The sequence below is a fragment of the Rhodococcus sp. AD45-ID genome (assembly GCF_003023755.1).
GTDB classification, from domain to species: domain Bacteria; phylum Actinomycetota; class Actinomycetes; order Mycobacteriales; family Mycobacteriaceae; genus Rhodococcus_F; species Rhodococcus_F globerula.
Map to the genome: position 1 here is coordinate 675,721 of NZ_PYHL01000001.1, position 22,123 is coordinate 697,843.

At 63.3% G+C, this 22,123-nt stretch carries 24 protein-coding genes; 14 read left to right on the forward strand and 10 right to left on the reverse strand.

Annotated features, from left to right (window positions below; translation table 11 throughout):
- Nucleotides 1-53 precede the first annotated feature (53 nt).
- On the forward strand, nt 54-524 hold the full coding sequence (locus C7T36_RS03110; protein ID WP_045070682.1) for a gamma-glutamylcyclotransferase: 471 nt from the start codon (nt 54-56) through the stop codon (nt 522-524).
- Nucleotides 525-538: 14 nt separating this feature from the next.
- Here the strand turns inward: C7T36_RS03110 and C7T36_RS03115 are convergent, their stop codons facing one another.
- The 4 genes from C7T36_RS03115 to C7T36_RS03130 are packed head-to-tail and all read right to left on the reverse strand — an operon-like array spanning nt 539 to nt 4,687.
- Complete coding sequence (locus C7T36_RS03115; protein WP_045070684.1) at nt 539-1,615, reverse strand: hypothetical protein; 1,077 nt, start codon at nt 1,613-1,615, stop codon at nt 539-541.
- Nucleotides 1,616-1,670: 55 nt separating this feature from the next.
- On the reverse strand, nt 1,671-2,819 hold the full coding sequence (locus tag C7T36_RS03120) for a M20 family metallopeptidase (protein ID WP_045070687.1): 1,149 nt from the start codon (nt 2,817-2,819) through the stop codon (nt 1,671-1,673).
- The gene (locus C7T36_RS03125; protein ID WP_045070690.1) at nt 2,816-3,976 is read right to left on the reverse strand and encodes a M20 family metallopeptidase; all 1,161 of its coding nucleotides are present in this window, start codon (nt 3,974-3,976) and stop codon (nt 2,816-2,818) included. The genes C7T36_RS03120 and C7T36_RS03125 overlap by 4 nt, the downstream gene beginning before the upstream one ends.
- Nucleotides 3,977-3,988: 12 nt before the next feature.
- Nucleotides 3,989-4,687, reverse strand: a complete 699-nt coding sequence (locus C7T36_RS03130) for an enoyl-CoA hydratase-related protein (RefSeq protein WP_033231264.1) — start codon at nt 4,685-4,687, stop codon at nt 3,989-3,991.
- A gap of 67 nt (nt 4,688-4,754) precedes the next feature.
- Here C7T36_RS03130 and C7T36_RS03135 point away from each other — a divergent pair, with 67 nt between their 5' ends.
- Together C7T36_RS03135 and C7T36_RS03140 are read left to right on the forward strand one after the other, a co-directional pair.
- Nucleotides 4,755-5,540: a purine-nucleoside phosphorylase gene (locus C7T36_RS03135; protein ID WP_033231520.1), complete on the forward strand. Its 786-nt coding sequence runs from the start codon at nt 4,755-4,757 to the stop codon at nt 5,538-5,540.
- Between the two features lie 158 nt (nt 5,541-5,698).
- The gene (locus C7T36_RS03140) at nt 5,699-7,144 is read left to right on the forward strand and encodes a phospho-sugar mutase (protein WP_239654815.1); all 1,446 of its coding nucleotides are present in this window, start codon (nt 5,699-5,701) and stop codon (nt 7,142-7,144) included.
- Between the two features lies 1 nt (nt 7,145).
- Here the strand turns inward: C7T36_RS03140 and upp are convergent, their stop codons facing one another.
- Nucleotides 7,146-7,769 (reverse strand): uracil phosphoribosyltransferase, encoded by a 624-nt coding sequence (upp, locus tag C7T36_RS03145; protein WP_033231521.1) that lies wholly within the window; start codon nt 7,767-7,769, stop codon nt 7,146-7,148.
- An 82-nt stretch (nt 7,770-7,851) separates the two neighbouring features.
- Here upp and C7T36_RS03150 point away from each other — a divergent pair, with 82 nt between their 5' ends.
- From C7T36_RS03150 to C7T36_RS03170, 5 genes are read left to right on the forward strand one after another with little or no spacing between them, the layout of a single operon-like run.
- Nucleotides 7,852-8,166 (forward strand): hypothetical protein, encoded by a 315-nt coding sequence (locus tag C7T36_RS03150; protein WP_045070693.1) that lies wholly within the window; start codon nt 7,852-7,854, stop codon nt 8,164-8,166.
- Nucleotides 8,163-9,134 carry a C40 family peptidase gene (locus C7T36_RS03155; RefSeq protein ID WP_045070694.1) on the forward strand — a complete coding sequence of 324 codons (972 nt, stop codon included), beginning with the start codon at nt 8,163-8,165 and terminating at the stop codon, nt 9,132-9,134. Before C7T36_RS03150 ends, C7T36_RS03155 begins: the two co-directional genes overlap by 4 nt.
- Before the next feature lies 1 nt (nt 9,135).
- Nucleotides 9,136-9,492, forward strand: coding sequence for a hypothetical protein (locus C7T36_RS03160; RefSeq protein ID WP_045070695.1), 357 nt, complete (start codon nt 9,136-9,138; stop codon nt 9,490-9,492).
- Nucleotides 9,489-9,788 carry a YbaB/EbfC family nucleoid-associated protein gene (locus C7T36_RS03165; RefSeq protein WP_033231269.1) on the forward strand — a complete coding sequence of 100 codons (300 nt, stop codon included), beginning with the start codon at nt 9,489-9,491 and terminating at the stop codon, nt 9,786-9,788. Before C7T36_RS03160 ends, C7T36_RS03165 begins: the two co-directional genes overlap by 4 nt.
- 47 nt (nt 9,789-9,835) lie before the next feature.
- Entirely contained in the window at nt 9,836-11,074 is a 1,239-nt protein-coding gene (locus tag C7T36_RS03170) for a hypothetical protein (RefSeq protein WP_045070697.1), read from the forward strand.
- Nucleotides 11,075-11,097: 23 nt separating this feature from the next.
- On the opposite strand, the gene C7T36_RS03175 is transcribed toward C7T36_RS03170, so the two are convergent.
- From C7T36_RS03175 to C7T36_RS03185, 3 genes are read right to left on the reverse strand one after another with little or no spacing between them, the layout of a single operon-like run.
- On the reverse strand, nt 11,098-12,180 hold the full coding sequence (locus C7T36_RS03175) for an adenosine deaminase (protein WP_033231271.1): 1,083 nt from the start codon (nt 12,178-12,180) through the stop codon (nt 11,098-11,100).
- A gap of 10 nt (nt 12,181-12,190) precedes the next feature.
- Nucleotides 12,191-13,486, reverse strand: a complete 1,296-nt coding sequence (locus C7T36_RS03180; protein WP_045070699.1) for a thymidine phosphorylase — start codon at nt 13,484-13,486, stop codon at nt 12,191-12,193.
- Nucleotides 13,479-13,883 (reverse strand): cytidine deaminase, encoded by a 405-nt coding sequence (locus tag C7T36_RS03185; protein ID WP_033231273.1) that lies wholly within the window; start codon nt 13,881-13,883, stop codon nt 13,479-13,481. Before C7T36_RS03185 ends, C7T36_RS03180 begins: the two co-directional genes overlap by 8 nt.
- Before the next feature lie 252 nt (nt 13,884-14,135).
- Between C7T36_RS03185 and sdhC the strand changes: the two genes are divergently transcribed.
- The 4 genes from sdhC to C7T36_RS03205 are packed head-to-tail and all read left to right on the forward strand — an operon-like array spanning nt 14,136 to nt 17,531.
- Nucleotides 14,136-14,540, forward strand: coding sequence for a succinate dehydrogenase, cytochrome b556 subunit (gene sdhC / locus C7T36_RS03190; RefSeq protein WP_072782401.1), 405 nt, complete (start codon nt 14,136-14,138; stop codon nt 14,538-14,540).
- Between the two features lies 1 nt (nt 14,541).
- Nucleotides 14,542-14,997, forward strand: coding sequence for a succinate dehydrogenase hydrophobic membrane anchor subunit (locus C7T36_RS03195; protein WP_033231274.1), 456 nt, complete (start codon nt 14,542-14,544; stop codon nt 14,995-14,997).
- Nucleotides 14,998-15,012: 15 nt separating this feature from the next.
- Nucleotides 15,013-16,764, forward strand: a complete 1,752-nt coding sequence (sdhA, locus tag C7T36_RS03200) for a succinate dehydrogenase flavoprotein subunit (RefSeq protein WP_033231275.1) — start codon at nt 15,013-15,015, stop codon at nt 16,762-16,764.
- On the forward strand, nt 16,764-17,531 hold the full coding sequence (locus C7T36_RS03205) for a succinate dehydrogenase iron-sulfur subunit (protein ID WP_033231276.1): 768 nt from the start codon (nt 16,764-16,766) through the stop codon (nt 17,529-17,531). The genes sdhA and C7T36_RS03205 overlap by 1 nt, the downstream gene beginning before the upstream one ends.
- 58 nt (nt 17,532-17,589) lie before the next feature.
- Here the strand turns inward: C7T36_RS03205 and C7T36_RS03210 are convergent, their stop codons facing one another.
- Complete coding sequence (locus C7T36_RS03210) at nt 17,590-18,162, reverse strand: dihydrofolate reductase family protein (protein ID WP_045070701.1); 573 nt, start codon at nt 18,160-18,162, stop codon at nt 17,590-17,592.
- A gap of 174 nt (nt 18,163-18,336) precedes the next feature.
- Here C7T36_RS03210 and C7T36_RS03215 point away from each other — a divergent pair, with 174 nt between their 5' ends.
- Entirely contained in the window at nt 18,337-19,572 is a 1,236-nt protein-coding gene (locus tag C7T36_RS03215; protein ID WP_045071181.1) for a D-alanyl-D-alanine carboxypeptidase family protein, read from the forward strand.
- Between the two features lie 12 nt (nt 19,573-19,584).
- Here C7T36_RS03215 and C7T36_RS03220 read toward each other — a convergent pair whose 3' ends face one another.
- A complete protein-coding gene (locus C7T36_RS03220) occupies nt 19,585-21,480 on the reverse strand; it encodes an alkyl/aryl-sulfatase (RefSeq protein WP_045071182.1) in 1,896 nt (631 codons plus the stop codon).
- A 203-nt stretch (nt 21,481-21,683) separates the two neighbouring features.
- Here C7T36_RS03220 and C7T36_RS03225 point away from each other — a divergent pair, with 203 nt between their 5' ends.
- On the forward strand, nt 21,684-22,121 hold the full coding sequence (locus tag C7T36_RS03225) for a DUF6069 family protein (protein WP_045070702.1): 438 nt from the start codon (nt 21,684-21,686) through the stop codon (nt 22,119-22,121).
- The last annotated feature ends 2 nt before the right edge of the window (nt 22,122-22,123 follow it).

Sequence of the window (22,123 nt, forward strand, 5' to 3'; positions counted from 1 at the left end):
CGTCCGGTGGTCCGCTTCGCGTCACCCTCACACCACCGTTTAGGCTTGCGCCCGTGTCGATTTATGCTGCGTACGGTTCCAACATGCACCCCGAGCAGATGCTGTTGCGCTGCCCACACTCCCCCATGTCGGGAACTGGATGGTTGCGTGGCTGGCGCCTGACCTTCAGCGGTGAAGACCTCGGCTGGGAAGGCGCTCTCGCCACAGTTGTGGAAGACCCGAATTCCAGCGTTTTCGTAGTCCTCTACGACGTACCGGAAGAGGACGAGGTGAGCCTCGACCGCTGGGAAGGCGCCGAACTCGGACTGCACCGCAAGATCCGGGTACGTGTCGACACTGCGGACGGCGCCGTTCTGGCCTGGCTGTATGTCATGGACGCCTACGAAGGTGGTCTTCCGTCGGCTCGCTACATCGGGGTGATGGCCGACGCAGCCGAGATCGCGGGTGCTCCGGCCGACTACGTCCGGGAACTGCGGACGCGAAACAGCCGGAACGTGGGTCCCGGAAACGGTTTGACCGACTAATCCAGATCGACCGACTAGAGCAGCAAGAAGTAGGCCAGCACCGCGAGCGCGATGATCGCCGCTACGGCGGCAACTGCGATCACGATGCGCGTGGAACCGGATTTGCCGGTCTCGGTCTCCGTCACCAACGTAGGTTCTGCCTCCGCAGTGGCCACCTGTGCCCCTTCGGCCGACACGGCAACCTTCGGGACGTTGTCGAATACTTCGGTGACGTCATGTGACGGCGGCAGTCCGATCGGCACGATCTTGTGCGACGTCGACGTGAAACCGGCTGCAAGAATTGCCGCACCGAGCGCTGCCGACTGTTCCGGACCAGGTCCGAGTTCACAACGGACATTGAGCTTTTCGGCGACCCCAACGGCAATGGCCGTCATCGCTGCCTTGTCGCCCGCCATGTCACCGTCGCCGGTCACGACAACGGCGTCGAGGTTTTCCGGCATCCATCCGAAGGCGCCGAGCGCCGTTGCGATTCGTGAACTCGGAGAGCTGCCGTCGCCGGCAAATCCGAATGCGCGGCCGGCGGCAACACCCGAACGCACCAGGGTGACAGCGGCTCCGGTGTCGTCGACGTGATAGATCCCGATGAGCGTTCCGGCCAGCGCGGCGATTTCCGATTCGAACCACGCCGACACCGCTTCGGCGTCCGATACCAAGGTGACCCGTTCGAGGCCCGCGTAGACCAGTGAATCGCGCAGGATCGCCGCCGTCGAGGAATCCCAGCGTGACGGGTACGTCGCCACGATGTCGGGCGCTCCGCCGTCCTTACCCCCACGATCGGGCAGCGGCTCGCATTCCTGTAGCAGACAGCGGATGGACGTTGCCACCAAATCTTCAGCGCGATAACGGGTATCAGCTGTTCCGGCAACACCGCTCGGATCGCCGACGCGGGCGACAAAACCCGTCCAGCTTTCCGTGAACTCGCGGCCGCCGCCCAACTCCGACTCGCCGCCGAGCACGGTGGTGCCGTCCTTGCGCTGATTGAGAACCGTATCGCGAACGATTACCACCGGATCAGCCGAACCTGGATCGTTCGACGCGACCACTGCCGTCGACACCACTGTGCCGATTCGCACTCCCACACCTATGGACATGCCCGTACCTTCACTCGAACCTTACGAAAAACGGTGCCCCCGACGGGAACCGGAACTAACCGAGAACGAGGCTTGTGAGAACTTTCACGCCCACACCGAGCGCGCGCTCGTCGAGATCGAATGTGGGTTGATGGATATCGAGTTGTTCACCTTCGCCGGACCACACACCCAACCTGGCCATAGCGCCAGGGACAGTCTCGAGGTACCACGAAAAGTCTTCTCCACCACCGGATTGTGGTGTGTCTGCCAAGGCATCCTGCCCAACGCTGGCGATGGCGTCCTCGAACATACGCGTCGAGATCTCGTCATTGACGACCGGCGGGACACCGCGGCGGTAGTTCAGTTGGTAGCGGACACCTGTCGGTGCGAGCAGTCCGTGCACGATCTCCTCCACAAGAGGTTCGAGCAGTTCCCATGTTTCGTGATCGCCCGTTCGGACCGTGCCCGTCATCATGCCGGTCTGCGGGATCGCGTTAGGTGCTTGACCGGCGCTGACCGCGCCCCACACCATGACGGTGCCGGTGCGCGGATCGATACGGCGGCTGAGCATTCCGGGCAAACCGGTGACAACAGTTCCGAGCGCGTAGATGAGATCAGTTGTCAGGTGAGGCCGCGACGTATGGCCTCCCGGCGAATCCAGAACCACTTCGACGGTATCGGCTGCGGACGTGATCGCACCGAGTCTCACACCGACCTGACCCGCTTCCAGGCGCGGATCACAATGCAGAGCAAAGATTCTCGAAACACCGTCGAGCGCACCGGCCGCGATGACGTCGAGCGCACCGCCCGGCATCACTTCTTCGGCAGGCTGGAAGATCAACCGAACTCCGACCGGAAGTTCCGGCAACGACGCCAAGGCCACACCAACGCCCAACAGGATCGTGGTGTGCGCGTCGTGCCCACAAGCGTGGGAAACACCAGGGACCGTGGACGAGTACGTGGCACCCGTCGCCTCCTGCATCGGCAGTGCATCCATGTCGGCGCGCAGGGCAATGCGGGGTCCGTCCGGACCGATATCGCACGTCAACCCCGTGCCGCCGGGAAGCACCTTCGGTGAAAGTCCAGCCTCGATGAGCCGCGTCGCGACAAATTCCGTTGTCGCGTACTCATGGCGCGCCAATTCGGGGTTGGCGTGAATGTGCCGTCGCCACGCGACCAGATCGTCGGTATGCGCGTGAATCCAAGTATCGATTGCCGCGTTCACCGGCGATCTACTCCTTCCAACAGACGGGCGCGTTCCGAAGGATCGGACGCTACCCGGACAGCAGTGCGAGCCAAGGCTATTGCGCCGTCTACAACGGCGCGATCAGCAGATTCCGTGACACACGCAGCAGCGAACTCCGGCTGATGTGTCACTGCCCCAGCTGAATCCAAACCGATCACAGGATGAATTCCAGGAATCACGTTGGTGACATTACCCATGTCGGTACTTCCGAGCGGACGAGAACGCTCCCATTCAGGTGCCAACGGCACCCGGCCCAGGTCCAGGATCTGTTCGCGGTACACGTCAGCGAGCCACGGATCAGGCGTCAATTCGGTGTAGGTCGGCGATACGGTGCGGATCTCATGAGTGCAACCGGTGCCAAGAGCGCCGGCTGCAAAACAGGCATTCGACCGCTCCGACAGATTGGCCAACGACGCGGCGGTCTCCGCCCGCAAGTAATACAACAACTCCGAACGCGCCGGCACGATGTTGGGGGCGGTTCCACCGTCACTGACGATGCCGTGAATCTGCTGACCGGGGAGCAGGTGCTGGCGCAACAACCCCACTGCCACCTGAGCCAGGGTGGCCGCGTCGGCGGCATTGAGTCCGAACTCCGGTGCGGCGGACGCGTGAGCCTCCCGTCCGTGGTAGCTGACGGCGATATCGGCCAAGGCCAGCGACGTCGCACCGATGATGTCGATCGGGCCAGGGTGAACCATCATCGCGGCGCCGACGCCGTCGAACGCCCCGCGCTCGAGCATCAGCACTTTGCCGCCACCGGTTTCCTCGGCCGGAGTTCCGATCACCCGAACGGTGATGCCGAGTTGGTCCGCCACCGACGCCAAGGCGATACCGGCACCTACCGCCGCCGCAGCGATGATGTTGTGCCCACAGGCGTGGCCGATGTCCGGAAGAGCGTCGTACTCGGCGCAGATCGCGATGACCAGCTCTCCGCTGCCGTACGTCGCATCGAACGCCGTGGGTAGATCGACCACACCGCGAGTGATCGCGAAGCCGTGCTGCTCCAACAGTTCGGACACCTTGGCGCTGCTGCGGAATTCCTCGAACGCAAGCTCCGGATCACCGTGAATCGAATGCGACAGCGCAATCAGATCGGTCTCCACAGACCTGACTACGCCGTCGACTTCATGATTCACTGAATCATTGTCTCACCCGAACGAGAAGTTGCTCTTGTCAGTCACCCGTCCAAGATCAACCAACAGGTCTCGGTGAATCCCGGCCTTGATTCCGGCCAGGTTCGGTCCGTGTGTCGCGGTGAGCGCAGCAGCCTTCGCCACCGCGGTCGCGAGCACCGAATCACCCTCGACGGTTTCCTGGACAATTCCGGCAGATAGTGCGTCGGCACCACCGAATCGGCGCCCGGTGGTCATTGCCTCCACGGCCGCTTGCTTGGGGAGTCTGCTGTTCAGCAGGGCCGACATGCCAACGGTGAACGGCATGTTCAGGCTCACCTCTGGCAGGCAGTAGAAACCGCGGTCGGCGCGCATGATCTGGAAGTCGTGCGACGTCGCGAGCATCGCGCCCGCTCCGAAGGCGTGGCCACCGATCGCCGCAACCGTCGCCATCGGGAAGGTCAGCAAGCGGGTGTACAGCGTGTGTACCTTGTCGAGGTACCCGGGAAGACCGTCGATGTTGGCAAAGATCCACGTCGTGTCCAGGCCGTTCGTGTAGAACTTGCCCGTCGCCGTGGTGACCAGGGCAGCCGGCCCCTCGTGCGCTTCGACCTCGTCGAGTGCGCTGTGCACCGAGTCGATCCAATCAGGGGTGAAACGGTTCTCGTTGTCCGTTTCTCCCTCGTTTCCGAGGTACAGGATGAATACGTCGCCGTCGCGTTCGAGATAAGGCATGAAGGGCAGCGTAATGCCCGGTAGGTCATCCGACGAACCGACCCGACTCGTCAGTAAGGTAACGCACATGGGAACGATCGCCGAAGCCGCCGCCGCCGCTCTGTCCGCCATGACCGGAAGCGCGCCGCCCTCCGTCGCCGTAGTCCTCGGTTCAGGGTGGACCGACGCTGCCGACCAGTTCGGTGAGCCCACCGCCGAGGTGTCGATGGCCGACCTACCTGGCTTCGCTCCGCCGTCGGCTCTCGGCCACGCCGGAAGGATCCGAACCGTCACCGTCGGCGATACCCAGGTTCTGTTGCTTCTCGGACGCACCCACGCGTACGAAGGCCATGAACTCAGCTCCGTGGTCCATCCCGTTCGCACCGCCATCGCAGCGGGCGCGGACACCGTGATCCTCACCAATGCCGCCGGCGGTATCCGCGAGGACTACGCCGTCGGTCAGCCGGTCCTGATCAGTGACCACCTCAACCTGACGGCCCGCTCGCCGTTGGTGGGCGCGGAATTCGTCGATCTCGTCGACGCCTACTCCCCCGAACTTCGAGCACTCGCCCGCTCCATCGACCCCGAACTCACCGAAGGCGTATACGCCGGACTACCCGGGCCCCATTACGAAACGCCGGCCGAAATCCGGATGCTGCGCACCCTCGGCGCCGATCTCGTAGGCATGTCGACGGTCCACGAGACCATCGCGGCTCGCGCTCTGGGCGCACGGGTTTTGGGCATCTCGATGGTCACCAATCTTGCGGCGGGCATCACCGGCGCACCACTCGATCATCAGGAAGTACTCGCGGCAGGCAAGGCGTCCGCGACCCGAGTGGGAACGCTGCTGCGCCAACTGGTCCGCGAACTGTGATCCTGGCGGCGCAGGAGTGGATCAACTCCGACCCCGACCCGGCCACCAGGCGCGAACTCGAATCGCTCTCCGAACATGAACTGGCCGAACGTTTTTCCGCTCCACTGACATTCGGCACAGCGGGGTTGCGCGGACCGGTGCGAGGCGGCCCCAACGGGATGAACGTCGCTGTTGTCATCCGCACCACCGCCGGACTCGCAGCGTGGCTGAACGCGCACGGCCACAGTGGCTCTCACATCGTTGTCGGCCGCGACGCCCGCCATGGTTCCGAAGCATTTGCCACTGCCGGCGCCGAGGTCCTGGCCGCCGCCGGATTCGAGGTCACTCTTCTCCCCCGCCCGCTACCGACACCGGTGCTCGCATTTGCCGTTCGCGCACTCGGCGCCAGCGCCGGAATCCAGATCACCGCGTCGCACAACCCCGCCGCGGACAACGGCTACAAGGTGTACCTCGACGGTGGATCCCAACTGGTCTCACCGGCGGATCGCGAGATCGAAAGCGCGATCGCGAAGGTCGGCGGCGCGTCGAGCATTGCCAGAACTCGGGTGACGCCGGTGGGCAACTCCGTGATCGAAAACTACATACGACGCGTCGCAACGCTTCCACACGGGCAAGCCCGCAACATTCGCATCGCACTGACACCGCTACACGGCGTGGGCGGAGATACCGCACTGGCCGCGTTGCACGCCGCCGGTTTCACCGACGTCCACGTAGTCTCCGGGCAATTCGATCCCGATCCCGATTTCCCGACTGTCGCCTTTCCCAATCCGGAAGAACCCGGCGCCACCGATGCGCTTCTCGAGCTGGCCGACACGGTGAACGCCGATCTCGCGATCGCTCTCGATCCGGACGCCGACCGCTGCGCCGTCGGGGTGCGCGACGGTGACAGGTGGCGAATGCTTCGCGGAGACGAGACGGGCGTGCTGCTCGCCGACCACGTCCTCACCGCGGCTCGGCCGAATTCCCTCGTAACGACCACCATCGTGTCGTCTACTCTGCTCTCGAAATTGGCTCCCACTCGCGGCGCTCGATTCGCCTGCACCCTCACCGGATTCAAGTGGCTGACCCGCGCGGGCGACGGCCTTGTCTACGCCTACGAAGAGGCGATCGGCCACTGCGTCGACCCCGACGCCGTCCGAGACAAGGACGGAATCTCGGCCGCCGTCCTGGTCGCCGATCTGGTTGCCACTCTTGCCGACACCGACCGAACCGTGCTGGATGTGCTCGACGACTACGCCCTCGAATTCGGCTACCACCACGGGGACCAAGTTTCCCGCAGAGTCGACGACGTTGCCGACATCGCCACGATCATGGACCGCATTCGGAGCAATCCACCGCACGAAATCTGCGGCGAGGCAGTTGCTTTCGAAGATCTGGCTGCTTTCGAAGATCTGGCGACGGTCGATTCGCCACTGCGCACCGACGCGGTGGTCTTCACCGGCGCGACGACGCGCATCGTCGTCCGCCCGTCCGGCACCGAGCCCAAGCTCAAGTGTTATCTCGAGGTCGTGATTCCGGTAACGAACCGCAGCGAACTCGCCGGCGCCCAGGCAGCAGCGAAGACCCGGACAAGACAACTCCGGGCCTTCGCAGAAAATTTGTAGGCTAGCGCGGTCCGAACTGCCGATCGCCCGCGTCGCCGAGGCCCGGCACGATGAAAGCGTTCTCGTCCAAGCCGTCGTCGATGCTCGCCAGAACCAGGCGAACCGGGTGGCCGGACTCCGCAAGCGCGTCGACACCACGCGGTGCCGCGACAACACACACCGCTGTCACGTCGGTTGCTCCGCGCGCAACGAGCAGGTCGATCGTGTGAACCATCGATCCACCGGTTGCCAGCATCGGATCGAGTACGAATACCGGGATTCCGGAGAGATCAGCCGGCAGCGATTCGAGGTACGGAACGGGCGCGTGGGTCTTCTCGTCGCGCGCCATTCCCACAAAGCCGACACCAGCCGACGGGATCAACGCACTGGCCTGCTCGACCATGCCCAGACCGGCGCGCAGCACTGGGACCAGCAACGGAGGCTTGGCCAGACGAATTCCCGTTGTCGCTGCCACCGGCGTGTCGACGGGGAACTCTTCGATCTCGGCGTCGCGCATTGCCTCGTACACGAGCATGTGCGTGAGCCGACGCAGAGCCGACCGGAATGTCGCATTGTCGCTGCGTGCATCACGCATTGTCGTCAGGAGTGCCGCTGCCAGCGGATGGTCGACTACGTGCGTTTGCATGACCATGAGGATAGTTCCTCGGGAACCGAGCGGCCCCGGGCGGCGTCCAAGAAAGGAGTAAGCGCAACGGGGGGAAGAGAAGTTGGACAATTTTCTAGCTCACACAGAAGACATCACAGACTTCGGTTCACGCTTGGCCGTCGTCGCCGACACCGTGGCCCGCGCCCAGGCCGACGCGGCCCGTCACGATCACACTGCGCTCGGCGCAGTCCTGGGATTGATTGCGGAGGACTTCGTCCGAGTCACCGGCGAAGCCCAACAGACTCACATCGACGATCTCGGCCGTCTTGCCACCGTTGTGTCCAGTGCCGCAGCCGCCACACACAGCGCCCGCGACCTGTACGTGGGCACAGACGAGTTGATTCGCAGCACCATCGTCGAAGCGGCGCGGACATGATCCCCGTCGAGGCCCTTGCCCGGCCGATCATCGACCTGGTGGCAACCCTTGGTTCTGGCGTCACCGACTCGAACGGACCCGAAGTCGGACTCCGCATCGCGTCGGACGTACTGGAGATCGCCTACCAACTGGGTACCGCTGCACTGGGGGAACTGTCCGGCGGCGGAACATCCACCGCGGGCATGCGCGCCGCGACAACAATGACCGAACAGACCCAAGCGGCAACTCGAACACTCACCGGTAAAGGCACCGACATCGCCGGAATTGTCGACGAGGCCACCATGACGGTGTCCGCCGGGATCAACGAACTGAACGGCATCTTGCAGTCGTTTCTCGGGATCGCTGCCAAAGCCGGTCCGGCCCTACTGACGCCGCCGGGCCAATTGATGCTCGTTGCAGCTGCATTCGACCATCTTGGGCAGGCAATATCCGTCGCCGAGAGAATGCGCGGCGATCTCTCCGGGTCCACCGACAAGATGTCCGCTCTGGTGCCGTCGGTCCCGCTGCCGGATCCCGCGCCCGGGGTCACCAACCCGGAATCGGGAACCGGTTCTGCTGCCAGTACCGGCAGCGCTGGATTGCAGATCGATCTGCCCGACGGTTCTGTTGCGACCGCGCCCAACGCCGAAGCCGCCGCAGCAGTGCGCAACGCACTCACCCAGCAAGGAGTGCCATACGAGTGGGGCGGCACCTCACCTGGGGTTGGCCTCGACTGCAGTGGTTTGACGCAATGGGCCTACGGACAAGCGGGCGTCGATATTCCGCGCCTTGCCCAGGAACAAGGCATCGGCAGCCCCGTCGATCAGTCCGAACTTCTGCCGGGCGACCTCGCAGTCTGGGACGGCCACGTTGCCATGGTGATCGGCAACGGCCAGATGGTCGAAGCCGGAGACCCGGTCAGCGTCAGCCCTGTCCGAACATCCAACATCGGCATGGGATTTCACGGCTTCTACCGACCCACAGAGTGAAATGAGCACGAATATGCAGGACACACCGCGCCCGCCGAGCGTCATCACCGCCGTAGCGGCAAATCGCCGCGGAACCATCGCCTTACGGGCCACCGAACAGGGCATTCCCATCGACATCCGTATCCATCACAGCGAATTACGCTATGGCGGTGCTCGCCTGGCCACCGAGATCATGGCCCTCTCTGCCCGGGCCGCCATGGAGGCCGGCGTCCGCCACCGCCTCGAATTGGAAGCCGATGGGGTTCCGGCCGACATCGTGAACGCCCTGGGACTCGCAACACGTGAGCAATTGGCCGACGCCCAAGCTGCCGAAGAGCACACCGACACAGCCCCCACTACCTGGATGCGATCGATATGAACGAAATGGACCGAATCATGGAGCGCGCCAAGAGTCAGTGCGGATTCATGCAGGATGCGGTCGGTGACGTCGACGCCATCCGGGCGACCGCCGCGAGCGCCGACGGCACGGTTGTCGCCTGTGTCGACGGAATGGGCGCGCTGGTCGAACTGACCATCACCGACGCCGTAACCACTATGGAACCGAAGGCCGTCGCGGCACTGACTATCGCCACCATCCACCAGGCAGTTCACCGCAGCAACGTCGAACGTGAACGTCTGATGAATCAACTGGGTCGCTCACTCGGCGAGGTGTGAGTAACCCGCGCTATACGCAGGGCGGTCGGGTCGATAGGCTTCCGCCCATGGCTGGAGATATCGTCCCGATCGAAATCGGTCTCACAAGTGGAGACCTCGTCACGTTGTGGGCGCCGCGGTGGCGTGAGGGCGACGACGAATGGGAGGCCTTCCTCGGTCATGAGGAAGACCTGTACGGGTTTGCCTCGGTCGCGGAACTCGCCGCATTCATCCGCACCGATACCGACAACGATTTGGTCGACCACCCCGCCTGGAGTGTTGTTGCCGGTCTCTCCGCCGCGGAACTCGAACCGGAGGAGAACTTCACGTTCGACTTCGTCGGAGTACCGGAACTTGCTGCCGGGGACCCGGAACCGCTGGTTGTCTCCGAACTCGAAGACACCCTGAACATGGCCCGCAATATCGGCGAGGTCTGCGAACTCGATTCCGTGATCCGGTTCTTCAGCGGCCACCCGATCCTGGGTGCACTCGCGACGGGCGCGAGCGCCTTCGAGGGTCGTGAAGGACTCGAGATCTGGGACCAGGTCGGCGCAGCCATCGCCAAGGACTGGGACAAGGTTCTCGACGCGATCGACACCGTCGTGACATCGCCCAAGGTTGATGCCGCTGCCGTCGCAGTCGCCGAAGCCGAACTCCTCGCAGCCGCCGAGAACACCGTCGATGCGGACGACGTCGCCGAGGAAGGCGAGGACGAGGAATTCGACGAAGACGAACTCGACGAGGACGACGACGAGATCGAGACGTTCTGGGGCGAGGTCGGCGTCGATCCGGTCCGCATCATCACCTCCGGCGACACCTTCTACACCCTTCGTTGCTACATGGGTGACCAGGCAATCTTCCTCGGAAAGGACGGGTTGATCACCGTCTTCCGGTCCGAGCGCGCGCTCGCTCGCTACCTTGCCGACAATCACGAGCACGATCTGTCACAGGTCAGCACGTACGGCGTGATCCAGAATGCCGCAGTCGACGGTTCACTCGACATCGAAGTCACCGACGAGAATGTCTACGTTCTGCCCGGCATCGCCGACGATCTTGCCCAGGGCCCGGACGCCGTGGACGTCGAACAACTCGAGCTTGCTGTCGAATTGTTCACCGATGCAGCCGATTTCGCGGACGACGACTCCACCGAGGAAGCGCTGTCCGCGTCGAACGAGCTCGGGTGGTACGTCTCGTACCTGCTCAATCCCGATCCGTCCCGGATGGCTCCCAGTGCGCCGTTCACCAAGGAATCCGAGGGGTGGCGCGAACTCGAGCGTGAGTTCGAGACACGCCTGCGTCCCGAGTAAACGGCGCCCGCCGATCAGTACTGCTACCCGACCAACACGGCATACCCGGGCTTGATGACGTCGTCGATGTACGCGAGACGCTGGTCGAACGGGATGAACGCAGACTTCATGGCGTTGATCGTGAATCGTTCGAGGTCGGTCCAGCCGTAACCGAATGTTTCGACGAGCGCCGCCATTTCGCGACTCATGCTGGTATCACCCATGAGCCGATTGTCGGTGTTGACGGTGACCCGGAACCGTAGGTCTGCCAACAGTCCGAACGGATGATCGGCCAGGGCAGCCACGGCGCCGGTCTGGACGTTCGAACTCGGGCACAACTCCAGCGGGATGCGCATGTCTCGAACGAAGTTCGCGAGCCTGCCCAGCTCGTGGCTACCGTCGACGGCAGTGACGTCGTCCACGATTCGCACACCGTGCCCCAACCTGTCGGCTCCACAAAATGCGATGGCTTCGTGAATCGACGGCAACCCGAACGCTTCACCGGCATGGATGGTGAAGTGCGCGTTAGCATCCCGCATGTACTCGAAGGCGTCCAGGTGGCGACTCGGCGGATTCCCGGCCTCGGCACCCGCGATGTCGAATCCGACGACACCGCGGTCACGGAATCGCACGGCAAGTTCGGCGATTTCGCGGGACCTGGCGGCATGGCGCATGGCGGTCAGCAAACAGCCGATCTGAATCTTGCGCCCCTGGGCCTGGGCCGCGGACTCCCCCGCCCGGAATCCTTCGAGTACGTGCTCGACTACCTCGTCGAGCGTCAGGCCCTGTTCGAGGTGCTGTTCGGGTGCAAACCGCACCTCCGCGTAAACCACGTTGTCGTCGGCCAGATCCTCGGCACATTCCTGTGCCACGCGCGAGAGTCCCTCGGCAGTCTGCATGACGGCCACGGTGTGCGCGAACGTCTCGAGGTACAGCTCGAGCGACCCGCTGTCTGCGGCGGTTCGAAACCACTGGGCGAGTTCGGCAGCAGTATGTGCCGGCAGATCCGTGTATCCGCAATTTTCTGCCAGTTCCAGGATTGTCTGCGGACGCAGACCACCGTCGAGGTGGTCGTGCAGTAGAACTTTGGGCGCGCTACGAATCGAGTTCAACACCGGTGCGTTCATGCAACATAAGCTAACGCGAGTCACCCACAATTCGCTCGATGAGCAGCGGTCGCGACACTGTGTCGGATTCGGACCCGATTGCCCAACTGCCGTCGAGACTCCGGCGTGCGGCGTCGAATCGCTCGGGTGTGTCCGTGTGCAGTGTCAGTAGCTTCTGTCCCGCACGGACCACGTCACCAGGCTTTGCATGCATCTGCACACCCGCACCGGCTTGTACTGCGTCACCTTGGCGCTCGCGCCCCGCTCCGAGTTTCCACGCTGCGATACCGACGCCCATGGCGTCCAGTCGAGTGAGGACGCCGTCGCGGTCGGCAGTGACGACTTCGGTGTGTCGAGCCACGGGCAAGTCCGCATCCGGATCGCCGCCCTGCGCGTCGATCATGGCGCGCCACCGATCCATCGCACTGCCGTCGGCCAGCTTCTGCGCGGGATCGACATCGTCGATTCCGGCCGCCGACAACATTTCCCGAGCCAAGAGGAGGGTGAGCTCGACGACGTCGGCAGGTCCGCCGCCCGCCAGCACCTCGACGGATTCGCGCACCTCGAGTGCATTGCCAGCGGTCAAGCCGAGTGGCGTACCCATCTCGGTGATGAATGCCGTTGTGCGCACACCGGCGTCGTTGCCCAGTTCAACCATGGTGCGCGCCAACTCCCGCGCGTCACCGAGTTCCTTCATATACGCACCCGAACCGACCTTCACGTCCAGCACGAGAGCACCGGTTCCTTCGGCGATTTTCTTACTCATGATCGAACTCGCGATCAGGGGAATGGATTCCACCGATCCGGTCACGTCGCGAAGGGCATAGAGCTTCTTGTCCGCCGGCGCGAGGTTCGCGCCCGCAGCACAGATGACCGCACCGATCTTCGGGTTCGCGAGGATCTCCACCATCTCGGCCGCGGTGAGGTCGGCACGCCAGCCCGGGATCGCCTCGAGCTTGTCGAGAGTTCCACCGGCATGGCCGAGTCCACGCCCCGACAGCTGCGGAACAGCAAGACCGCACGCGGCGACCAGAGGTACCAGCGGAAGTGTGATCTTGTCTCCCACACCACCGGTCGAATGCTTGTCGACTGTCGCCATCGGTAAGTCCGAAAAGTCCATGGTGCCGCCGGATTCGATCATCGCCCGCGTCCAGCGGCCGGTCTCCGAGCGCGTCATCCCGCGGAAGTAGATCGCCATCGCGAGGGCCGCCATCTGCTCGTCCGGCACAACTCCCGCGGTGAACGCCTGCACGATCCAATCGATCTCGGTGCCCGAGAGCTCCCGACCGTCACGTTTTGCTCTGATGATCGACACGGCGTCAAACATGGCGAAGTCCTTCCGCTTGTTCCGGCCCGAAAGCGTCCGGGAGTAATTCCGCGAGTGGGCGCGGCCCTTGTGAGGTGTCGACCAGAAGTTCTCCGCCACCGTGCTCGAGTAGGAGCTGTCGGCACCGTCCGCACGGCATCAGTATTGCGCCGTCCGCGTCGACGCACGAGAAGGCAATCAAGCGTCCTCCGCCGGTGGCCGCTAAGTTACTCACCAGTCCACATTCGGCACACAGACTCAAACCGTATGAGACATTTTCCACATTGCATCCTGAGACGATTCGACCATCGTCCACCAGTGCCGCGGCACCTACCGCATATCCGGAGTACGGGGCGTAGGCCCGACGCATCACCACTTGCGCGTTGTGGCGCAACAACTTCCAGTCGATTTCACCCATGGTTCACAATCCAATCACGCCAACTGAATGCATGCAGAAACGACACGATACGGCCGGTATGAAGATTGGAAAGGCAAACCTTACAAAGAGTTTGGTAGGTGTACGAATCCCGCATCTGATTAGTTCCCGGATTCACCAGGGTTTAGAGTCTGAGTCAAGTCGGTTCAGGATCCCGTCGAGCCCGGGCTGAGTACCTCGAAGCTCTCTGCAGGCTCGGCGCGTCCACCAATGACGTTGGAGGCACAGCACTCGATGAGTACTACGACTGAAGCCGCTCCTCAGAAGGAGCGCACGAGGTCGCTTTACCGGGGCGACCCCGGAATGTGGTCCTGGGTTCTACACCGGATCACAGGCGTCGCAACTTTCTTCTTCCTATTCGTACACGTTCTCGATACGGCTCTCGTGCGGGTTAACCCCGACACGTATGACGCTGTCATCGACACGTACAAAAACCCCGTCGTCGGTCTCATGGAGATCGGCCTCGTCGGTGTGGTCCTTTACCACGCCCTCAACGGCGTGCGCGTGATGCTCGTGGATTTCTGGTCGAAGGGCCCGAAGTACCAGCGCGTCATGCTCTGGACCATTCTGGCGATCTGGTTCCTGGTGATGATCCCGGGCGCCGGACGCATCCTCATCAACATGTTTGCGGAGCACTGACATGGCGACTACTCACGGACCCGAAGCCAAGAGCCTCGGTACCTCATACGACCGTCCTGCCAGCCTGGACAACCCGCGTTCGCCGCGGGCCAAGGCGCGGAACAACTTCGAGCTGTACGCATGGCTGTTCATGCGTTTCTCCGGCGTTGCCCTGATCGTCCTGGTCCTGGGCCACATGTTCATCATGCTGATGCTCGACGGTGGTGTTCACCGTCTGAACTTCGCATTCGTCGCAGGCCGCTGGTCCAGCCCGTTCTGGCAGATCTGGGATCTGACGATGCTCTGGCTGGCACAGTTGCACGGCGGTAACGGTCTGCGCACGGTCATCGCGGACTACTCCCGCAAGGACTCCACGCGCTTCTGGCTGACCACGATCCTCGTACTCTCGATGATCCTGATCATGGCCCTGGGCACGTACGTCATCTTCACCTTCGACCCCAATATCTCGGCGAGCTAGGGGAGCACAGACTTCATGCAGGAACATCGTTATGACGTGGTCATCGTCGGTGCCGGCGGCGCCGGCATGCGTGCGGCAATCGAGGCTGGCCCCCGCGCCCGCACGGCCGTACTGACCAAGCTCTACCCCACCCGCAGCCACACCGGCGCGGCCCAGGGCGGCATGTGCGCCGCACTGGCGAACGTGGAGGAAGACAACTGGGAGTGGCACACCTTCGACACCGTCAAGGGTGGCGACTACCTCGCCGACCAGGACGCCGTCGAGATCATGGCAAAAGAAGCCATCGATGCGGTGCTCGACCTCGAGAAGATGGGCCTGCCGTTCAACCGCACGCCCGAAGGCAAGATCGACCAGCGTCGCTTCGGTGGCCACACCCGCGATCACGGCAAGGCCCCGGTTCGCCGCGCGTGCTACGCCGCCGACCGCACCGGTCACATGATCCTGCAGACGCTCTACCAGAACTGCGTCAAGCACGACGTCGAGTTCTACAACGAGTTCTACGCACTCGACATCGCCATCACCGAGACCGAGGACGGCCCGGTTGCCACCGGCGTCATCGCCTACGAACTCTCGACCGGCGAACTGCACATCTTCCACGCCAAGTCGATCATCTTCGCGACCGGCGGCTCGGGACGCATGTACAAGACGACGTCCAACGCACACACCCTCACCGGTGACGGCATGGGCATCATCTTCCGCAAGGGACTTCCCCTCGAGGACATGGAGTTCCACCAGTTCCACCCGACAGGACTCGCCGGACTCGGCATCCTGATCTCGGAAGCTGTTCGTGGTGAAGGCGGCATTCTCCGTAATGCCGACGGTGAGCGCTTCATGGAGCGCTACGCCCCCACCATCAAGGACCTCGCGCCGCGTGACATCGTCGCCCGCTCGATGGTTCTCGAAGTCCTCGAAGGCCGCGGCGCCGGCCCCAACAAGGACTACGTCTACATCGACGTGACGCACATCCCCGAGGAAGTTCTCGACGAGAAGCTCCCCGACATCATGGAGTTCTCGCGCACCTACCTCGGCGTGGACCCCGTCAAAGAGCCAGTGCCCGTCTACCCGACGTGCCACTACGTCATGGGCGGTATCCCCACCAAGATCAACGGTGAGGTTCTGCGCAACAACGACGAGGTCGTCAAGGGCCTGTACGCTGCCGGCGAATGCGCCTGCGTCTCCGTGCACGGCGCAAACCGTCTCGGCACCAACTCGCTCCTCGACATCAACGTGTTCGGCCGTCGCGCCGGCATCGCTGCCGCCGAGTACGCGAACTCCACCGAGTTCGTCGACATGCCCGAAGCCCCGGCCACCATGGTCGAGGACTGGGTCGGCGTCATCCTGTCCGATCACGGCCACGAGCGCGTTGCGGACATCCGCTCCGAACTCCAGCAGTCGATGGACAACAACGCATCCGTGTTCCGTACCGAAGAGCGCCTCACCCAGGCACTCAAGGACGTGCGTGCTCTCAAGGAGCGCTACAACCACATCACGGTTCAGGACAAGGGCAAGCGCTACAACAGCGACCTGCTCGAAGCCATCGAACTAGGCTTCCTGCTCGAAATGGCAGAGGTCACCGTCGTCGGTGCGCTCAACCGCAAGGAATCACGCGGCGGCCACGCTCGTGAGGACTTCCCGGATCGCAACGATGCCGAGTACATGAAGCACACGATGGCATACAAGGAGGGCGACGGCCTGCTCTCCGACATCCGTCTGGACTACAAGCCGGTGGTACAGACCCGCTACGAGCCGATGGAGCGTAAGTACTGATGTCTGCGCCTGCTGTAGAAGCACCAGCCCTCCCCCCGGTCCCCGAAGGCGCCGTCATGGTGACCCTCAAGATCGCGCGGATGAACCCGGAATCGGGCGACGGTCAGCACTGGGACAGCTTCCAGGTCCCAGCTCTGCCCACCGACCGCATGCTCAACCTGCTGCTGTACGTGAAGGGCTACCTCGACGGCACCCTCACGTTCCGTCGTAGCTGCGCACACGGTGTCTGCGGCTCCGACGCCATGCGCATCAACGGCGTCAACCGCCTGGCGTGCAAGATCCTGATGAAGGACATGCTCCCCAAGGACGGCAAGCCGGTCACCATCACCATCGAGCCCATTCGCGGCTTGCCGGTGGAGAAGGACCTCGTTGTCGACATGGAACCCTTCTTCGACGCGTTCCGCGCCGTGAAGCCGTTCCTCATCACCAGTGGCAACGAGCCCACTCGTGAGCGCATCCAGAGCCAGCACGACCGTGCTCGTTTCGACGACACCACCAAGTGCATCCTCTGCGCATGCTGCACCACGTCGTGCCCCGTGTACTGGAGCGACGGCAGCTACTTCGGTCCCGCTGCCATCGTGAACGCACACCGGTTCATCTTCGACAGCCGTGACGAGGCCGCTTCCGAGCGTCTCGACATCCTGAACGACAAGGACGGCGTGTGGCGCTGCCGCACGACGTTCAACTGCACCGACGCATGCCCCCGTGGCATCCAGGTGACAAAGGCGATTCAGGAAGTCAAGCGCGCGCTGCTGTTCGCTCGCTAGATCTTTCGAACAGAGAAATGCCCCTCCCGTCTTCGGGAGGGGCATTTTTTGTTGCCGGTTAAGCGACCTTCGGGTGATAGGTCAGAACTTGCACGCCGGATTCGTAGCGACGGTCCTCCACCAACTCGAGCACGATCTTGTCCTCCGATTCCGGGAACACCTTTCCACCGGACCCGAGGATGACCGGGAAAACCATCAGGCGCAGCTCGTCGACCAGGCCGGCCAACAGCAATGCGTGAACGAGAGTCCGGCTTCCCGCTACGAGGATTTCGCCGTCGATCTGTTCCTTGAGCTTCGGCACGGACTCCTCGATGGGGCCCTCGAGCGCCGTCGAGTTGTTCCATTCGAGCGGCTCAGTCGAACTTGTGACGACGTACTTCGGCATCTCGTTCATCTTGTCGGCGAAGCCTTGGTCGTCTTCACGCTCAGGCCACGCGCCGGCAAAACTCTCGTAGGTCCGTCGACCGAGCAGGAGAACGTCCGCGGCGAGGGTTTCGTCGAGTTTGAACTTCATCTGGTCGCCCTCCTGATACGGAAAGACCCATCCTGTGTGCGCATAGCCCGGTTCACCGCCTGGCGCCTCCATGACCATGTCCAGAGACACGAATTCCGTCACCACAATCTTGCCCATACCGATCCCCTGCCCTTGACGTTATGCACCGATCGAAAACTGACCCTTCCACTGTGGCAGACGGCACGGCGATTCGGCGGTTACGCGCAATGCGCCTACCCTCGGATAACGATGATGTGGCGTCGAGCGTGTGCAGTGGTTGTTGCCGGAACAGTGATCTCCGGAATCGGAGGAATGTCTGGAATTGCAGGTACTGCACTCGCCCAACCGGTACCACCACCGACAACGTCGGCACCGTTCACCACGCCCAATACCGATAGTTGCCCGTTCACGAGCCTGCCGGCTCCCGCTGTAGACCTCTCGGAGGTTCCCGCGCCCGGAGCAACCGTGCCCGCCCCCGTGCCGGTACCGGACGAACCGGTTGGCGGGGATCGACTCGGCGGTTGCGGGGTCGTCCTGCCGGCCGGCGCGCCGCCACTGCCCGCAGACATCGCCGCCTCCGGTTGGGTGGTCGCCGACGCGGAAACCGGTGACGTGCTCGCCGCTAAAGATCCGCACGGCCGGTACCGTCCCGCAAGCACCATCAAGATGCTTCTGGCGCTCGTCGCGCTCGACACGTTGAATCTCGATACCGTCGTCACCGCCACCGCGGAGGACGCAAATGCCGAAGGCAGCGCCGTCGGACTCGGCAAAGACGGCACCTACACCAACCGGCAGCTCATGCAGGGGCTGGTGATGGCGTCGGGCAACGATGCCGCCCACGCCCTGGCCCGTCAGCTCGGGGGTGACGACGCCGCCGTGAAGAAGATGAACGCCCTGGCCCTGGAACTCGGTGCACTCGACACCCGCACCGCGACACCCTCCGGTCTGGACGGCCCGGGAATGAGCAGCTCCCCCTACGACCTTGCGGTGATATTCCATGCGGCACTGCAGAATCCGACGTTCGCCGAGTTGATCCACACCGAGACGGTTCAATTTCCGGGCTTCCCGAAGGACCCCACGATCCCCGACGATCAGGACCGGCCAGGCTTCACCCTCGCGAACGACAACCAACTGCTCTACAACTACGACGGAGCGCTGGGCGGCAAGACCGGCTTCACCGACGACGCCCGTCATACCTACGTCGGTGCGGCTGAGCGGAACGGCCGAACCCTACTGGTCACGTTGATGGGCGGCGAAGCACAACCTATCCGTCCGTGGGAGCAGGCAGCCCGCCTTCTCGACTACGGATTCGGCATGTCCTCCACCATGACCGTCGGAACGCTGACCGATACCTCGACCGACCGCAGCCAACCGAAGGTCACCGCCGCCACGACGCCGGGGGCACCCGCCGCAGTGTCCGCGGCCGGCACCTCCCCGGACCCCGGATTCAGCTCGACGGCGCGCACTACCGTCGCCGTCGGCGGGACCGTTGTCGTCATCGGTCTGATTCTCGGGGCGATCGTGCTGAGTCGTCGACGCCGTAACTGACCTGTGCCGTGATTACGGCGTGACGATCGCAAAATCGGGGTCAGGGCTGTCGAGGTAGCTGATCAGTTCGGTCACGCTCTGCGCATTTCCGCCTGTTTGGACGGTGCCGTCGGCGATCATCTCGTCCAGACCTTTGCCTCCCAGCAGCGCGGTGAGTAGATCGGGTCGTGTCAGAGTGAAGACGGCGTCGGGGTCGGACACAGGCCCGTCGACGTCGAAATGCACCAGGACACCGTTGCGCAGCTGACTGCGGTGCACGACACCCTCGTCGCTGATGTGCCAGTCGATCGTGATGTTCGCAGACCAGGCGCTGGGCCCGTCCACCCGGAGAGCGATCGCATCGAAGGCCTGCTCGACGGTGAGCGCAGCCGAAATATCCGGCGATGCGGTGACGATCGGTGTCCCGACCGACCCGTTGCGGAGCTCGTACGCACCCATGAGGAAGAAGTTGCGCCAGGTGCCGTTTTCGGATCCGTACCCGAGCTGTTCGAGGGTGTCGGCCTGCAGCGCCTTGGCCTCGGCGTTATCAGGCTCGGCGAAGATCAGGTAGTTCAATACCTGTGCAACCCAACGGAAATCACCGCCGGCGTAGGAATCGCGGGCCTTGCGCAGCGTTTCGTCGGCGCCGCCCATGAATTCGACATGCCGTTTCGCTGATTCGACGGGAGGGTGCTCCCACAGCTTGGCCGGGTTTCCGTCGAACCAACCCATGTAGCGCTGGTAGATCGCCTTGACGTTGTGACTGACCGAACCGTAGTAGCCGTGGGTATGCCAGGCCTTGGCCACTGCCGGCGGGAGTTCGATCTCCTCGGCAATCTCGATCCCGTTGGACCCCTTGTTGATCGCCCGCAGGGTCTGATCGTGCAGATACCCGTACAGGTCGCGCTGGATGGACAGGAACTCGGTGAGCCGCTCGGTTCCCCATGTCGGCCAATGATGCGAGGCGAATAGCACATCGGTGCCCTCGGCGTACCGATTGATCGATTCCGTCAAGTACTTCGCCCAGATGTGCGTGTCCCGGACGAGCGCACCTCGCAGCGTAAGCAGGTTGTGCAAGGTATGAGTGGCATTTTCGGCCATGCACAACGCTCGGCGGTCGGGAAAGAAGAAGTTCATCTCCGAGGGTGCCTCGGTACCTGGAGTGAGCTGAAACTCGATCCGAACCCCGTCCACCGTCGCGGTCTGACCGGTGTGGTCGATATCGACGGTCGGCGTGATGAGGGTCGGAGTTCCGGTCGAGGTGGTGGGACCGAGCCCGGCCCCTACCGCGCCCCGATCCCCCCGAGGCAGTGCTGCGCCGTACATGTATGCGGACCGGCGGGCCATGGCAGCTCCCGCGTACACGTTCTCGGCGACGGCATGCTCGACAAACCCCTTCGGTGCCAGGATGGGGCAACGGCCCGCGGCAACGTCCTCTTCGGTGGTGACACCTTTGACGCCGCCGAAATGATCGATATGGCAGTGGGAGTAAATCACTCCGGTCACCGGCCGATCGCCGCGGTGCTCGCGGTACAACGTCAACCCGGCGGCGGCGGTTTCGGCGGAGATCAACGGATCGATGACGATCACTCCGGTATCGCCTTCGATCAGAGTCATGTTCGACAGGTCGAGGCCACGGATCTGGTAGATGCCGTCGGTGACTTCGAATAGGCCCTGACGTGCGCACAACTTCGACTGACGCCACAGGCTGGGGTGGACCGTGGGTGGGCAGTCCTGCTCGAGGAACCCGAATGCGTCACTGTCCCACACCGCTTCCCCGTCCGCATCCGTCACAACCCCAGGGGACAACGACGCGATGAAGCCCCGCTCCACATCAGCAAGATCCTGACCGTCCCCGAACGGAAGGGTCCGCAATGCTTCCTTGTGCGCAGACTGCACACTCGCACTCGCATCTGCCTGAATGCTCATGAAAATCCCTTCCATCGTGCCATGTTCGGATCGGACTTACCGAGCAGCGTCTCATCTGCGGCGGTGGAGCGGCCTCACCCAGGAGGGGTGATTCGCCCAGGGATCCACATGCAATTCACCCGTTGAGGATGAAAGTGGGCGCGTCCGTGCGGCATACAGTGTGGACAGATCACCTACGTCCGTATCGGCGAAGGAGCCGCCCGATGAGCCAGATTCCAGCTGGAAGACCAACGGCCCCAACGGTCAATGCCACGCGACTCTGGGCAGGTGGAGCTGCAACGGCACTGGTTGCGGCATTGACCGCAGTTGTCGGTTTGCTGATCGTGCGAGGACTTCTCGACACTCCGGTGATCACACCCGCGACAACCCTGGGGAACTCCCAAACAGGTTCCCTCGCCGTCGGTGCCGCCGTCGCAGCTCTCGTCGCCACCGCGCTTCTGCATGTTCTCATCGTCTCGACGCCACGCGCGTCGAACTTCTTCGGGTGGATCGGCATGCTCGCGACGATCGCCGCCACACTGTGGCCGTTCACCGTCGCGGCGACAACAGCCTCGAAAATCGGCAGTGCAGCAATATATTTCACGATCGGGATCGCGATTGTGTCGTTACTCACCGGTGTCGCAGCATCCGCACGGACATGACG